The following is a 13,981-nucleotide window of genomic DNA, read 5'->3' as shown; positions in this document are numbered from 1 at the left end:
GCGATGACCATCATTGCTCCCGCGTTTCAGGATTCGGTCACCGACCCGCGTGACCCGCTCGGCCGGCTCCAGCGCTTCTTCGACCCCGGCACGATCCTGCCGCTGCATCCCCGCGACCGCTCCGGTGTGCTCGCCGCGATCGGCGAGGTCGACGGTGTTCGCACCGTCGCGTACTGCTCCGACGCCACCGTCATGGGTGGCGCGATGGGCGTGGAGGGTTGCAAGCACATCGTCGACGCGATCGACACAGCTATCGAATCCGGCATCCCCGTCGTCGGCCTGTGGCACTCCGGCGGCGCACGCCTGGCCGAGGGTGTCGAGGCGCTGCACGCGGTCGGGCTGGTCTTCGAGGCCATGGTCCGCGCGTCCGGGCTCGTTCCCCAGATTTCGGTGGTGCTCGGCTTCGCCGCCGGCGGCGCCGCCTACGGCCCCGCGCTGACCGATGTGGTTATCATGGCGCCCGAGGGCCGCGTGTTCGTCACCGGTCCCGACGTGGTCCGCTCGGTGACGGGCGAGAACGTCGACATGGAGACCCTCGGTGGTCCCACCACACACTTCAAGAAGTCCGGCGTCTGCCATATCGCCGCCGACGACGAGGCCGACGCGCTGCACCGGGCCCGCAGGCTGGTGTCGATGTTCGCCGAGCAGGGCGAGTTCGACCTGGTCGCGGCCGCGCACGGCGATGTCGACCTCAAGGCGATGATGCCGGAGTCGGCCAAGCGCGCCTACGACGTGAAGCCGATCATCCACGAGCTGCTCGACAATGTGGAGTCGCCCGACGGCGCGACCGAGTCGTCGTTCGAGGAGCTGCAGGGTGGTTACGCACGCAGCATGGTGACCGGTCTCGGCCGCCTCGGTGGGCGCACCGTCGGTGTGCTCGCCAACAACCCGCTGCGTCTCGGTGGCTGCCTGAACTCCGAAAGCGCCGAGAAGGCCGCGCGTTTCGTGCGGTTGTGCGATGCGTTCGGTATTCCGCTGATCGTGGTCACCGACGTTCCCGGTTACCTGCCGGGTGTCGGTCAGGAACTCGAGGGTGTGGTGCGCCGCGGCGCCAAGCTGCTGCACGCCTTCGCCGAGGCTCGCGTTCCGCGCGTCACCCTGGTGACCCGCAAGATCTACGGCGGCGCCTACATCGCCATGAACGCGCGGGCCCTCGGTGCCACCGCCGTGTTCGCCTGGCCCGGTTCGGAAGTCGCCGTGATGGGCGCCAAGGCCGCGGTCGGCATCCTGCACAAGAAGGCGCTGGCCGCCGCACCGGAAGAGGAGCGTGAGGCGCTGCACGAGCGGCTCACCGCCGAGCACGAGCGGATCGCGGGCGGAGTGGAACGCGCGGTCGCGATCGGCGTGGTCGACGAGGTGATCGACCCGGCCAAGACCCGCAGCACCCTCGCCGCGGCGCTGGCCTCGGCGCCTGCCCGCAAGAGTCACCACAAGAACATCCCGCTGTGAGCTGACCGGAAACGGCCGCCCCGTCGTCGAGGCGGCCGTTTTCCTGTCCACGCAGTGCCGCGGCGCATAATGGCAGGGTGCGTTATGAGGAGCTTGCCGATGCCCCGTGTTCCATCACGCGGCCACTGGTGATCCTCGGTGACCGCTGGACCCTGCTGATCCTGAAGTACTGCTTCGCGGGTGTCCGCCGGTTCAATGCCTTCCAGAGCGCGCTCGGCATCTCCCGCAGCCGCCTGCACGACCGACTCGATCGCCTCGTCGAGCACGAGATCCTCGTCAAACGCCCCGTCGACGACGGCGCCTACGAGGAATACCGCCTCACCGAAAAAGGCCACGCCATCTACCCGATCCTGATGGCCATCCGCGACTGGGGCGACACCTACATGGCCCCCGAAGGCCCACCGGTCGAATACCGCCACCACGACTGCACCGGCGAAGCCCACGTCCACCTCACCTGCGATGCGTGCCACGCCGAGGTCACCGCTCGCGATATCGAGCCGCAGGCGGGCCCCGGCATCACCGGCGTCGCCTGACTGGTCAACCGATCACCACGCTTTGGTGGCGTTGCCTCTCGGGCGATGCCGCCACTAGAGCGTGGTGATCTCGAATTCAGGAGGTGTGCCAGGTGACCTGGTCGTCGAGGGGCGCTCGGGCGGTGCGGAAGCCGTTGATCGGGTGGTCGGCGTCGGGGTACCCGAAGGAGACGCCGAAGACGACCTTGCGGGTGTCGGGGATGTCGAAGTACTCGTGGATGAAAGGGGAGTAGGAGGCGAGGGCCGCCTGCGGCGCGGCGCCGAGGCCGAGAGCCTGGGCGCCGAGCAGGAAGTTCTCCAGCCACAGCCCGCAGTCGATGGCGCCGTACACGCCGAGGTCGGCCTCAGAGGTGACGATCGCGACGTGCGGTGCGTCGAAGAGTTCGAAATTGCGGACCATCTGACGCATGGTCTTCTCGTGGTCGCCTTTGACGATGCCGACGCTGTCGTAGAGCTGGAATCCGCAGGCGCGCCGCCGCTCACGGTAGACGCCTTCGTAGGCGGCCGGGAATTCGAAATCCGGTGTGTTGGCGGCGGTCTGGATGTGGGCCAGCAGTTCCTTGCGGAACCGGTCGGTGCCGTCGCCCGCGGTTACGACGATCTGCCAGGGCTGGGTGTTGCACCACGACGGGGTGCGCTGTCCGAGGGCGAGGAGTTGTTCGATCGTGGCGCGGTCGACCTGATCGGGTTTGAACTGGCGGCAGGTCCAGCGTTCGTCGGCCAGGCGCCGTAGAGCGGCGAAATCGGGGTGATCGGTCGGCGCCATCGCGCGGCTCCCTCGGTAGGTCGTGAGAACTAGTCTCATTTTGAGACCAATTTAGCAGTCGGGGCGGAAACGCGGAACCCGCCCGCGCCACGAAGATTCGGGCGGGGGCGGGTTCTGATCGGCGAGTCCGTCGGCGGCCGACCGTCATGGCCGCCGACCGGCGCGGCGGGGGCGCGAGATGGGATCCGGGAGGGATCAGGCTCGGCGGCGCACGACCACGACCACGGCGACGCCGATACCGACGAGCAACACAATGCCCGCGCCCACCAGTGCGTACCGAGTCCACGGGCGGGTGGTGGCCGTTGATCCGTCCACTGTCACCAGCTGGTCCTGGCTCTGCTCGCCGAGCACGTCACCGCCGCCGCGATAGGCCGGGCCGGGTTCGGCAGTGCCCGAGACGCTGACGTCGAGTTGCACCGGCGTCGGCGGCATCGCATCCGCGCCCGAGGGCTGGCCGACCTTCACCGCGAGATAGTGCCAGCCCGCGATCGCCTGCTGTTTCACCGCGGAGTCGGACTGCTCGCGATTGGTGTAGCGGACCGGAACCGACTCCACCGACAGCTCGGCACTGGATCTGCCGGTGTAGGCGTTGGTGTCGGTGGCGATCTCACGGCCGAGCGGCGAGTACAGCACGGTCTCCACGTTCGCCGCCGAGGTGTTGTTCGCGCCGCCGGTCTCGGCGAACTGCACGCGATAGGCCAGCCCCTGTCCCCAGTCCAGGCGGACCCGGTAGAAGACGAACTCACCGGATTGCAGTGTGTCACCGAACTTTCCGCTGCCGGGCAAGGTCGCCGCGACGGTGAACGAGCCACCGCCGGTCACCGGCTGGACCGGCCCGCCCGGGTCGGTGAAGGTGACGGGTGTCGGGGTTGCCGCAGGCCCGGGGTCGGTGACGCCTGGTTCGATGCCGATCAGGATCTCCATCGGCAGGCGAGCGGGCGCACCCGTCGAGGCCAGGTCCCAGTTCACCTCGAAGTAGTAGCGGCCGCCACCACTGCAGGTGCCGCCTGCCTCGGCGGCGCCGTCGAACGTGGTGGCGACGGTGAGGGCGACACCGTCGCTGGAGCGGGTTTCGAGCTCGCGTTCGCGCATCCCGCAATCGGTGCCCTCGCGATCGCGCACCCGCAGTTCGAGGGCGTTCATGTCCTCGGTGGTCGAGACGTCCTTCGCGCGGGGAAACGACACGATGCCGGTGAAGTGGGCGGTGGCGCCCTCGGGCACATCGACGGCGTAGTACCGCTTCTCGTGCTGACCGATCGTGTCGAGGTACTGGCCCACCTTCGCCACCGGCGCCGAACCGTACTCGGTGGAGCCGGTGATGGGTGTTCCGGTGGCCTGGTAGCTACGCAGGGCGGTGGAACTCACGCGAGGCAGGACGCGTTCGAGGGCGGCGCCGTCGGCGGCGTCGGTGTATGTGCCGCCGGTCGCCTGAGCCATGCAGGTGAGCTGAGCGCGGGCCTTGTCGTCGACGGCGAAACCGATCGCGTGCACGACGAGATCGACGCCCGCGCGCTTCAGTTCGGCGGCGACTTCGCACGGGTCGGGCGGTGCGCACGTGTCGTCACCGTCGGAGACCAGCACGATGGAGCGCGGCCCCGAATCGGGCAGCGCGTCGGCGGCCTGGCGCAGCGCGGTGCCCATCGGCGTCCAACCGCGCGCCTGGATGCCGTCGACGGCGGTGGTGAGCGCGGCCTTGTCCAGGGTGTTCGGCTGGTGCAGCACCTGCACATCGCGACAGCCCTGAGTCTTCTCGGCCTCGGTGTTGCCGGTGCCGGTGCCGTAGGTGGTGAGGCCGACCGAGGCCTGCGCGGGCGCCGAATCCACGAAGGTGCGCACCGCCTGTTTGGCCGCGTCCATCATGGTCCCGCCGCGATCCGGGCGTTCCATCGAGCCCGAGGCGTCGAGGATGATCATGGTCGGCGCGTATTCGGCGGGATCCGCCTGCGCCGGTACGGGCAATAAAACGAGAGCCGCCGCAGCGATCGCGGCGGTGCGGAATTTCAACATAGCGAGCCGACCCTACCGCGAGTCCCCGCCCCGGTCCTGACCCGATTCCCACGGGCGCGGCCGGGTCACACCATGCACGAAGAGCCATCGATGACGCGCAGTCGGGCCGAGTGCGGTTCACGCCGGTGGCAACCCACGCAGGTTCCCCGCAACGCGGCGAGGAGGCGTCGACGCTGCGCCGGTTCGGGGCGGCCGACTGTGGCCGGGGGCGATGGCAGCCCGCGCCTGACGCGCAATCGGGGCGTGGCGGGGCACAATCGGACTCATGGCGTTGCAGTCCCGCGATGCGCAGGAGCGCAAACGGCACGGCAGGCACTACACCCCGCCGGAGCTGGCGCGGTTTCTGGCGCGCCGGGCGCTGCTGTACGCCCCGTGCGGCGCCGAGTTGCGGGTGCTCGACCCGGCCTGTGGGGACGGGGAGCTGCTGCTCGCGGTGCATCGGGAGATGGTGTCGTGCGCACCGGGTGTCGCGGTCCGGCTCACCGGGTACGACCTGGACCGTGCCGCCGTCGGTGAAACGGTGGCGCGGGCCGCGGCCGAGGGGGTCGAGATCCACTGCCGGGCAGGGGATTTCCTGGCGAAGGCGCCGCGTCTGGCGAAGGGCTCCTTCGATCTGATCATCAGCAACCCGCCGTATGTGCGCACGCAGCAGCTCGGCGGGGCCACCGCGCAACTGCTCAGCCGAAAATTCGGGCTCCGTGGGCGTATCGATCTCACGCATCCCTTCGTTGCCTTGGCGCCGCGTCTCCTCGCGCCGGGTGGCGTGCTCGGATTGCTCTGTGCCAACAGGTTTCTCACCACCCGAGCGGGTGCCAACCTGCGCCGCATCCTGACCGCCGACCTGACCCCGGTCGAGCTCTACGACCTCGGCGACACCAAACTCTTCTCCGCTGCCGTCCTCCCCGCGATCACCATCGCCACCAGATCAGCCGCGAGCGTCGCGCATGCCCGCGTGTTTCCCGGCGAAGACACGATCCCAGCCGGTGACGGTGCGAGCGGTGTAGGCGCCGACAACGCGCATCAGAACCGCGGAACGCGCGCATATGCCGCAGCTTCCACCTCGGCGTCCAGCACTGCGACGGGGGGCACTGCGGCAGGCGGTGCTGCGGCGTCCGGCACTGCGGCGGGCGGTGCTGCGGCGCCCGCGATCGTGCCCAGAGATTCCCTGTCCGCCGGCGGATTCGCGAAGCGAAGCGATCCGGCGAACGTTGCCGAGAGCTCGGCCGGTTGCCGGTACGTCTCCGTCTATGAGCGAACTGGCGACGAAACAGGCTGCGGTACAGAGCTGTTCGACGCGCTAGCCGGGGAGACCGACTGCCTGGTCGGTGCTGGGGGACGCGTATTCGCGGTTGAAGTGGGGACGTTGGCATCGCAGGGGCGGGAAGCGGCGAACGGGCCGTCGGCCGGCCAGGTGATCAGTGATCACGAACGTCCGCACGGGGAGACGGTCTGGCGGATGTCGCGCCCGGCCGTCGACCGTTGGCTCGACAAGATCGCCGACCGAACCTGGCACACCTTCGGCGAGACGGCGCGAATCCGGGTGGGTATCAAGACGACCGCCGATCGGGTGTTCATCTCCGACCGCTGGGACGACCTCGACCCGACGCCCGAACGAGAACTGCTGCAGCCCTTGATCACTCACCACGACCTCGAACGGTGGCAGATCAAGAAGGATCGTGGCACCAGAGTGCTTTACCCCTACGACCTGCGGCAAACACGGCGCACCCCGGTCGATCTGGCCGAATTTCCCTGCGCAGCAGAGTATCTGCGCACCCATGAGGAGGCGCTGTCCGGTCGACGCTATGTTCTCGACGGCGGCCGCAAGTGGTACGAGATCTGGGTACCGCAACGACCACACCTGTGGGGCGCGCCGAAACTCGTCTTCCCCGATATCAGCGAACGGCCCCGCTTCGCCCTCGATCGTTCCGGTGCCGTGGTGAACGGCGACTGCTACTGGATCTCGCTCACCGACCTCGACGCAGGCAAGTCCGCGACCGACTTGGCGTATCTCCTGATGGGCGTGGCGAATTCGGCGCTGGGCCTGCGGTTCTACGACGCGGTCTGCGGCAATCGTCTGTATTCGGGCAGGCGACGCTGGATCACCCAGTACGTCGCCCGGCTGCCCTTGCCAGATCCGGGCAGCCCGGCCGCGGTCGAGATCGTGCGTCGCGTGCGCGAGCTCATGGAGGGCGGTGTGCCGGTATCCGATGCCGCCGTCGACGAGGCAGTCGCCGAGGCGTTCGGGGTGCCCGCTCAGTAGGTGGGACGGATGCCGACCATCGGCAGCAGGGTGCGGCGGGCGAATTCACGCCCGGCTTCGGCGTCGTCCAGCGGGATCAGCCCGTCGGGTGTCAGTGCCAGCGACAAGGCGAGCCGGGCCATGATCTCGGCGACCAGGTCGGGGTCGAAGTTGGGGGAGCCCGCCTGCACCTCACGCAGCTTGTCGGCGAGGTATTCGCGCCCCACCGCCAGGATGGGACCGGCGTCGGTGGTGAGTTTGGGCAGGATCATCTCCGGCTCGGTGCCGAGCAACCGCCGCAGCAGTTCGTTGCCCGCGATGGTCGTGACGAAGGCGACGAAGATCTCGACCAGCCGGTCTTCGGGTTCGGTGACCGCGCGGACCCGCTCATCGATCTCGCCGACATAGCGCTGCGCCTCACGCACGCCCACCGCTTCGACCAGGTCGTTCTTGGACTCGAAGCGTCGGTACAGGGTGGCCGGGCTGATGCCGGCGCGGCGCGCTATCTCGCCCATGCTTGTCCGTTTGATCCCGAAATCCAGAAACGCCGACAGTGCGCTGTCGAGCAGTTTCTCCCCGTCGGTGACGGGTTTTTCCAGGATCCGCGCGAGGATGGTCGAGACAGTGGGCATCAGCCCATTATCCCCGTGGTGGGAGATCCAGCGCGACCATCTCTTGCTCGATCGCGTTCGCCGCGAAATGCACACCCCGGGAACGTAATTCGTGAACACGGCACTGAAGTGCCTCGATACCGCCTGGTTGTGCCGCGATATCGGCCACGCTGAGCCTGCCCCCGGATCGGTGCACACCTACCTGCGCGTATGCCACCGTGATACCTCCTGCCCCGCGTACCGGTGCCGACCCTGAAGACTCGGTGGACCGGTCGCGATACGCAGGGCAAATGTTATCAGGTTTCCCTACTGGTCATTTGCTCAGTGTGATGCGTCACAACACTTCGGCGTCCCGATGTGTGGCGAGATTGTGTAGGTACACAGCGGCGTTGAGCTTGATGCCGTCCTGCTGTGCCTCGGTGAGCTCGCGACGCACCTTGCCCGGCACCCCGGCGACCAGCGACCCGGGCGGAATCTGGGCGCCCTCGGGGATGAGCGCGTTGGCCGCGATGAGGGTGCCCGCCCCGATCACCGCGCCGTTGAGCACGGTGGCGCCCATGCCGACGAGCACGTCGTCGCCGATGGTGCACCCGTGCAGAATCGCGTTGTGCCCCACCGACACACCGGAACCGACGGTGAGCGGGAAACCGGGATCGGCGTGCAGCACGCACCCGTCCTGGATGTTGGTCCGGGCGCCGACGGTGATCTGTTCGAGGTCCCCGCGCAGTACCGCCGAGTACCAGACGCCGACCTCGGCGCCCAGGCGCACCCGTCCGATCACGGTCGCGTTCGGCGCGATCCATGCTGACTCGTCGATCTCGGGCGCGAACCCGCTCACCTTGATGATCATGCGGCGATTATCGCGCTGCGCGTCGGCACCGGGCGCGGCGGGCAGCGCGGCACCGACTCTCGGGCGCTGTGGCCCGGGGTCGGCGCGTTGACGCTCGATTCCCCGCTGTAACGCGAAAACCGTTAGCGACCATAAGAATTCGAGTCGCCGCGACAGTCGTGGGACTTCGTCCGGAGGAGAACGCAGTGTTGCTGCACAGATGGACGGGTATCCGGTTGCGTGCGATGTCGCGCCTGCTGTCGGCGCTCGTCGTCCCGGTGCTCGTGGTGAGTGGATGCTCCTCGGAAGGCGGCGGCGCCGACGGGACCCCGGTACCGAGCACGTCGGTGACCGTGACGACGTCGGCACCGACGAGTACGCCGGCGACATCGACGAGCGCACCCGCTGCCGCGACCGACCCGGGCGTACCGGGCCAGGATGCCGGTGGTCCTGCCGCCCCGGCGCCGCAAGCGCCCGGGCAACCAGCGGCAGCGCCGCCCGCGCAGGCCGAGATCCCGCCCGGGCACACCTGTGTGCCCGGGCCGGAATGCGGTACCGACAGCTGCGGGCCGGGCGAGTGCGGCGAGACAGGGCCGGGGTGCCCGCCGGGCGAGCGGTTCTGCGGAACCGACCAGTGCGGACACGGCAACGAATGCGGGCAGACCGACCCGCCGACCACGACCGCCGCACCCGTCACCACGACGCCGCCACCGGCGACCACGACCGAACAGCCGCCGTCGACATCCGCGACGGCCGGCGCGTCGGAGACCACGTCGAGCCCGGTGGTCGCGGCGCCTGCCGGGTAGGGGTCCGGACACGCCTCGGATTCGACTGCGGCCCGTCGAAACAGGATCTAGTCTGGGTGAATGACGGCAACGGGCGTAACTTCCGGTGTTCCGGCCGAGGTCAAACCGCAAGAATTCCGGGTCGCACTGACTCCGGCCGGCGCCGCGGAGCTCGCCGCCCACGGGCACGAGGTGCTCGTGCAGGCGGGTGCGGGCGTCGGCTCGGGCTTCGCCGACGACGACTACCGGGCCGCCGGTGCGCGGATCGCGGTCGACGCCGACCAGGTGTGGGCCGAATCCGACCTGGTGTTGAAGGTGAAAGAACCCATCGCGCAGGAGTATTCGCTGATGCGGCGCGAGCAGGTGCTGTTCACGTATCTGCATCTGGCCGCGTCGAAGGACTGTACCGACGCGATCCTGTCGTCGGGGATCACCGCCATCGCCTACGAGACGGTCCGGGCGGCCGACGGTTCGTTGCCGTTGCTCGCGCCGATGAGCGAGGTGGCGGGCAAGCTCAGCGCCCAGGTCGGTGCCTATCACCTGATGGCGCCGATGGGTGGGGAAGGCGTGCTGCTCGGCGGCGTGCCCGGGGTTCGGCCCGCCGACGTAGTGGTGCTCGGCGGTGGCGTGGCGGGCACCAACGCGGCGAGCGTCGCGGTGGGAATGGGTGCGCGGGTGAGCGTGCTCGATACGAATCTGGCCCGGTTGCGTGAACTCGACGCCCGGTTCGCCGGGCGGGTCGGCACCCTGGCCTCGCACGCCCTCGAGATCGAGAAGGCCGTGCTCGCCGCCGATCTGGTGATCGGGTCGGTGCTAGTGCCAGGGGCCAAGGCGCCGAAGCTGGTGTCCGACGAGCTGGTCGCGCGGATGCGGCCGGGGTCGGTACTCGTCGACATCGCCGTCGACCAGGGCGGTTGCTTCGAGTCGACCCGCCCGACGACGCACGCGAATCCCACCTTCCCCGTGGGGAATTCGCTCTTCTACTGTGTCGCGAACATGCCCGGCGCTGTCCCGCACACCTCCACCGTCGCGCTCACGAACGCCACCCTGCCCTACGCGCTGGCCATCGCCGACAACGGCTGGCGTGGGGCGTGCACCGCCGACCCTGGTTTGTCGGCCGGGCTCACCGCGGTCGACGGGAAGTTGCTGTCGGCGGAAGTGGCCGCCGCGCACGGGTATTCGCTCGGGGTCTAGGGCTCCGCGAAGATTCCCTCGGTGATGACGGAGTCCGCCAGGAGCGGGCGGGTGATCGACCAGCGCTCCGTGAAATGACTGCGTGACATCTTCCAGCGGCCGTCCTCGATCACGTAGTCGTCGTCGTAGTCGCCCGTCGAGACGAACTCGGTGTTGTCGATCAGATTGACCTGGCGGAATCGCAGGGTCCATCGGCCTGTCGCGGTGCGTTCCCCGGTGACGGTGATGTCGGGGTGGATGCCGTGATGCATGTCGAGGACGACGTGTTTGCCGTCGACCTTGTGCAACGCGATGCGGGTGAAGATCTCGACCAAGGGGCCTGCGTCGTCGAAGGTGCCGATACGGCCGTAATCTAGGTCGGCGCCGGACCGGATGAAGCAGTCCCGCATCGTCTTGGGGTCCTTGTTGTCACAGGCTCGCCAGTACCGGTGCTTGAGTTGTTTGATCGCTTCGATCTGTTCGAGGGTGTCGATGCGTTGTGCGAGATCCATCGGTTGCCTGCCCGGGTGTGGTGTGATGAGCGAGTGGTCGGGTTCGCGAGGTCAGTCGACGACCGCGTCGGAGAACACCGGAGGGTTACCGAGGAATGGCCGGTGCGAAGGTGGTTGCTGGCCCCGGGTGTCCTCGACGCCGAGTTCCTGTGCGATCTCGGCGCCGATGAGCACCCGGCCGGTACGGTCCATCAACTTGGGATCGCGCGCGAGGGCATCGATGACACGACCGGTGAATTCCGGCGATTCGGCTGTCGCGGCAAGACCGTCGTAGGCAGCTGGATTCGCGGCGAACGCGGCCAGCGTGCGCTCGGTCGCGAGCAGACCCATCCAGATCGAGACGACCGCCACGTTCCACGGACGGAAGTCGACGGCCATATCGTGCGCCATCTTGTCTACCGCCGCCTTGCCCGCACCGTATGCGGGCCCGTGCATGTAGCAGGTGCCGCCGAACGACGACGTGTTCACGACCAACCCCGCGCCATTGGCCACCAGCAGCGGTGCGGCGTAGTAGGTGGCGACGTAGCTCGAGCGCATACCTACATCCAGCAGGTCGAGCAAGGTCAGCGGCTTTTCCCAGAACGGCCCTTTCTCGGTCAGGCCGTCGGGTACCGCGAGAGCGTTGTTGACCAGGATGTCGAGCCGTCCGTGCTCGTCGCGAAGACCCGCGAAGAAGGACTCGACCTGGGCATCGTCGGAATGGTCGAGCACTACGGGCACGCCGTGGCCGCCGCGGCGGGTGATCTCCTCGGCGGTCGCGAACACTGTGCCCGGCAGTGGGGAATCGCCTTCGTTGCGCGTTCGCCCGGTGACGTAGACCGTTGCCCCGGTTTCCCCCAGCGCGAGCGCGATGCCTTTGCCCGCGCCGCGACTGGCGCCGGTCACCACCACGATTCGTTCCGAACCCACCATCGACTCCCTACATTGCCCGACCGGCCACTCCGTGCGACACCTTCCACTACTGAACCGGACGGGCCGGAAGTACCACAGGGATCTTCCCGGTAGCCGGGAAAGGTGACGACCCGGCGACCGGAAAGCCCTGTGTGTGCAAGCCATCCGCTCAGCGAAGTGGAGCGACGACTTCGCAGGTGACGTCGCGCAGGTGTGCGCCTAGTCCTCGGCGCGACCCATGTACCAGTCGGGTGCGCCCTCGGTCGGCAGGTCGCGCAGCTTGTCGGGGTTGCGGACCACGTTGATGGCGACGATGCGGCCGTCGTCGACGACGAACGAGAAGACACCGATGTGGTTGCCGTCGAACACCACCAGCCCCGGTGTGCCGTTGACGAGCACCGCACGGCCCCAGGCATCCGTCGCCGACGGCGCGTGGTACCAGCCGAGCAGCATCTTGGCGATGAGCTCGGCGCCGCGCACGGGCTGGCGGATCGCGGGCACCTTGCCGCCACCGTCGGCGGTGAGCACCACCTTCTCGTCCAGCACGCCGAGCAGCGAACTGAGGTCACCCGAGCGCCAGGCGAGGGCGAACGCCGAAACCACCTTCTCCTGTTCGGCGGGCGACGCCGGGAATCGCGGCGTGCCGCTCTCCACGTGCTTGCGCGCACGCGAGGCCAGCTGACGCACCGCGGCCGGGGTGCGCCCGACCACCTCGGCGACCTCCGGGCCCGACATCCCGAACACGTCCTGGAGTACGAAGGCCGTGCGTTCGGCGGGTGAGAGCGATTCGAGCACGACCAGCAGTGCGGTGGTGACCCGTTCGTCCTGGGAGATGCGGTCGGCGGGATCGTCCATGGTGCTGACCTCCGGTTCCGGCAACCACTCGCCGATGTACTGTTCGCGCCGGGCCCGCGCGGACCCGAGCTGGTCGAGGGCGAGCCTGCCCGTCACGGTGGTGAGCCAGGCGCGCAGATTGTCGATCTCGTCCGCCTTGCCCGCCTCGTGCTGCCGTTGCAGCCGCAACCACGCCTCCTGCACCACGTCTTCGGCGTCGGCCAGGCTGCCGAGGGTGCTGTAGGCGAGCCTGCGCAGGTAGGCGCGGTGCTCCTCGAAGCGTCGCGCCAGTTCCGCACGGTCGAGGTTCGCGGTGTCGGTCATCGTGCCAGCCGTTCGGTCGAGAGTGGGCGGTCGCCCAGGATGCTGTCATGTAGACGACGAAGCAGACGCATCCGGTGTGACATCGCTGCCCCACCGGTTAACCTCGCCCGGTGCACAAGGGGATTTCGACCGCCGCGGGACTGCTGCTCGGTTTCGCACTCGACCGGGTCTTCGCCGACCCGCGCCGCTGGCATCCGGTAGCCGGATTCGGTACGGCGGCAGCGGCATTGGAGCAGCGAACCTACGCCGACACCCACCGCGCCGGAATCCTGCACGAGACCGTTGCGGTCGGCTCGGTCCTCGCGTTCGGTGCGGTAGCCGCGCGCGGCGGCCTGCTCGCGACATCCCTCGCCACCTGGACCGTTCTAGGCGGCCGCAGCCTGGCCCGGGCCGGCCACGACATGGCCGACCGGCTCGACGCCGGCGATATCGACGCCGCCCGCGAACTGCTGCCCTCGCTGTGCGGACGCGACCCCTCGGTCCTCGACGCCGACGGATTGGCCCGCGCCGCATTGGAATCCATCGCCGAGAACACCTCCGACGCCACCGTCGCACCGCTGCTGTGGGGTGCCGTGGCCGGAGTGCCCGGGCTGCTCGGATATCGAGCGGTGAACACGCTCGACGCGATGATCGGCTACCGCAACGACCGCTACCTACGCTTCGGTTGGGCAGCCGCCCGCACCGATGACATCGCGAATCTCGTCCCCGCCCGACTGACCGGACTGCTCACAGTGGTGCTGGCCCCCCTCGTGGGCGGCAACCCCGGGGAGGCCTGGCAGGCCTGGCGGCAGGACGCGCGCAAACACCCGAGCCCCAACGCCGGAGTCGTCGAGGCATCGATGGCAGGTGCTCTCGGAGTCCGACTCGGAGGCCGCACCCAATACCGCTACGGAGCAGAACTACGCCCGACACTGGGAACCGGACGCGCCCCCGAAACCGAAGATCTCCGCAGAGCCGTCCGAATGTCGGAAGCAGTACAGATCGGAGCCGTAGCAGTCAGCGCCACGCTGGCATTGCTGCGCAGGTGA

General features: G+C 68.7%; 13 protein-coding genes. 6 read left to right on the top strand and 7 right to left on the bottom strand.

Annotation, left to right across the window (positions count from 1 at the left end; genetic code table 11):
• The first annotated feature begins 3 nt into the window (after positions 1–3).
• Both HYG95_RS11585 and HYG95_RS11580 read left to right on the top strand, forming a co-directional pair.
• Positions 4–1,449 (top strand): acyl-CoA carboxylase subunit beta, encoded by a 1,446-nt coding sequence (locus HYG95_RS11585; protein ID WP_067487425.1) that lies wholly within the window; start codon positions 4–6, stop codon positions 1,447–1,449.
• Positions 1,450–1,526: 77 nt separating this feature from the next.
• Complete coding sequence (locus HYG95_RS11580; RefSeq protein WP_181697983.1) at positions 1,527–1,982, top strand: helix-turn-helix domain-containing protein; 456 nt, start codon at positions 1,527–1,529, stop codon at positions 1,980–1,982.
• Positions 1,983–2,058: 76 nt separating this feature from the next.
• On the opposite strand, the gene HYG95_RS11575 is transcribed toward HYG95_RS11580, so the two are convergent.
• The gene (locus HYG95_RS11575; protein ID WP_181697982.1) at positions 2,059–2,748 is read right to left on the bottom strand and encodes a nitroreductase; all 690 of its coding nucleotides are present in this window, start codon (positions 2,746–2,748) and stop codon (positions 2,059–2,061) included.
• Positions 2,749–2,943: 195 nt separating this feature from the next.
• A complete protein-coding gene (locus tag HYG95_RS11570; protein ID WP_181697981.1) occupies positions 2,944–4,755 on the bottom strand; it encodes a VWA domain-containing protein in 1,812 nt (603 codons plus the stop codon).
• Positions 4,756–5,020: 265 nt separating this feature from the next.
• Between HYG95_RS11570 and HYG95_RS24820 the strand changes: the two genes are divergently transcribed.
• Positions 5,021–7,015: an N-6 DNA methylase gene (locus tag HYG95_RS24820; protein WP_255495224.1), complete on the top strand. Its 1,995-nt coding sequence runs from the start codon at positions 5,021–5,023 to the stop codon at positions 7,013–7,015.
• Here HYG95_RS24820 and HYG95_RS11555 read toward each other — a convergent pair.
• Positions 7,009–7,626: a TetR/AcrR family transcriptional regulator gene (locus HYG95_RS11555; protein ID WP_181697980.1), complete on the bottom strand. Its 618-nt coding sequence runs from the start codon at positions 7,624–7,626 to the stop codon at positions 7,009–7,011. The genes HYG95_RS24820 and HYG95_RS11555 overlap by 7 nt on opposite strands.
• 313 nt (positions 7,627–7,939) lie before the next feature.
• Positions 7,940–8,455: a gamma carbonic anhydrase family protein gene (locus HYG95_RS11550; protein ID WP_067487266.1), complete on the bottom strand. Its 516-nt coding sequence runs from the start codon at positions 8,453–8,455 to the stop codon at positions 7,940–7,942.
• 185 nt (positions 8,456–8,640) lie between these two features.
• Between HYG95_RS11550 and HYG95_RS11545 the strand changes: the two genes are divergently transcribed.
• Together HYG95_RS11545 and ald are read left to right on the top strand one after the other, a co-directional pair.
• The gene (locus HYG95_RS11545) at positions 8,641–9,240 is read left to right on the top strand and encodes a hypothetical protein (RefSeq protein WP_181697979.1); all 600 of its coding nucleotides are present in this window, start codon (positions 8,641–8,643) and stop codon (positions 9,238–9,240) included.
• Positions 9,241–9,300: 60 nt separating this feature from the next.
• Positions 9,301–10,413: an alanine dehydrogenase gene (gene ald / locus HYG95_RS11540; protein WP_067642215.1), complete on the top strand. Its 1,113-nt coding sequence runs from the start codon at positions 9,301–9,303 to the stop codon at positions 10,411–10,413.
• Here the strand turns inward: ald and HYG95_RS11535 are convergent.
• From HYG95_RS11535 to sigJ, 3 genes are all read right to left on the bottom strand, one after another.
• Entirely contained in the window at positions 10,410–10,904 is a 495-nt protein-coding gene (locus tag HYG95_RS11535) for a nuclear transport factor 2 family protein (RefSeq protein WP_181697978.1), read from the bottom strand. The genes ald and HYG95_RS11535 overlap by 4 nt on opposite strands.
• Positions 10,905–10,955: 51 nt before the next feature.
• Positions 10,956–11,816 carry an SDR family NAD(P)-dependent oxidoreductase gene (locus tag HYG95_RS11530; RefSeq protein ID WP_181697977.1) on the bottom strand — a complete coding sequence of 287 codons (861 nt, stop codon included), beginning with the start codon at positions 11,814–11,816 and terminating at the stop codon, positions 10,956–10,958.
• 198 nt (positions 11,817–12,014) lie between these two features.
• Positions 12,015–12,953, bottom strand: a complete 939-nt coding sequence (gene sigJ / locus HYG95_RS11525) for an RNA polymerase sigma factor SigJ (RefSeq protein WP_181697976.1) — start codon at positions 12,951–12,953, stop codon at positions 12,015–12,017.
• A 110-nt stretch (positions 12,954–13,063) separates the two neighbouring features.
• Here sigJ and HYG95_RS11520 point away from each other — a divergent pair, with 110 nt between their 5' ends.
• Positions 13,064–13,981, top strand: a complete 918-nt coding sequence (locus HYG95_RS11520) for a cobalamin biosynthesis protein (RefSeq protein WP_181697975.1) — start codon at positions 13,064–13,066, stop codon at positions 13,979–13,981.

Origin of the sequence: Nocardia sp. GTS18 (assembly GCF_013839555.1) — a bacterium.
Taxonomy (GTDB): domain Bacteria; phylum Actinomycetota; class Actinomycetes; order Mycobacteriales; family Mycobacteriaceae; genus Nocardia; species Nocardia rosealba.
This window is presented reverse-complemented; position numbering and strand designations above follow the sequence as displayed.

Excerpts from the sequence above, each read along its gene's own strand:
- HYG95_RS24820 (WP_255495224.1), top strand. The coding sequence starts at position 5,021 with ATGGCGTTGCAGTCCCGCGATGCGCAGGAGCGCAAACGGCACGGCAGG.
- HYG95_RS11535 (WP_181697978.1), bottom strand. The coding sequence starts at position 10,904 with ATGGATCTCGCACAACGCATCGACACCCTCGAACAGATCGAAGCGATC.
- HYG95_RS11555 (WP_181697980.1), bottom strand. The coding sequence starts at position 7,626 with ATGCCCACTGTCTCGACCATCCTCGCGCGGATCCTGGAAAAACCCGTC.
- HYG95_RS11530 (WP_181697977.1), bottom strand. The coding sequence starts at position 11,816 with ATGGTGGGTTCGGAACGAATCGTGGTGGTGACCGGCGCCAGTCGCGGC.
- sigJ (WP_181697976.1), bottom strand. The coding sequence starts at position 12,953 with ATGACCGACACCGCGAACCTCGACCGTGCGGAACTGGCGCGACGCTTC.
- HYG95_RS11570 (WP_181697981.1), bottom strand. The coding sequence starts at position 4,755 with ATGTTGAAATTCCGCACCGCCGCGATCGCTGCGGCGGCTCTCGTTTTA.
- ald (WP_067642215.1), top strand. The coding sequence starts at position 9,301 with ATGACGGCAACGGGCGTAACTTCCGGTGTTCCGGCCGAGGTCAAACCG.
- HYG95_RS11575 (WP_181697982.1), bottom strand. The coding sequence starts at position 2,748 with ATGGCGCCGACCGATCACCCCGATTTCGCCGCTCTACGGCGCCTGGCC.
- HYG95_RS11585 (WP_067487425.1), top strand. The coding sequence starts at position 4 with ATGACCATCATTGCTCCCGCGTTTCAGGATTCGGTCACCGACCCGCGT.
- HYG95_RS11550 (WP_067487266.1), bottom strand. The coding sequence starts at position 8,455 with ATGATCATCAAGGTGAGCGGGTTCGCGCCCGAGATCGACGAGTCAGCA.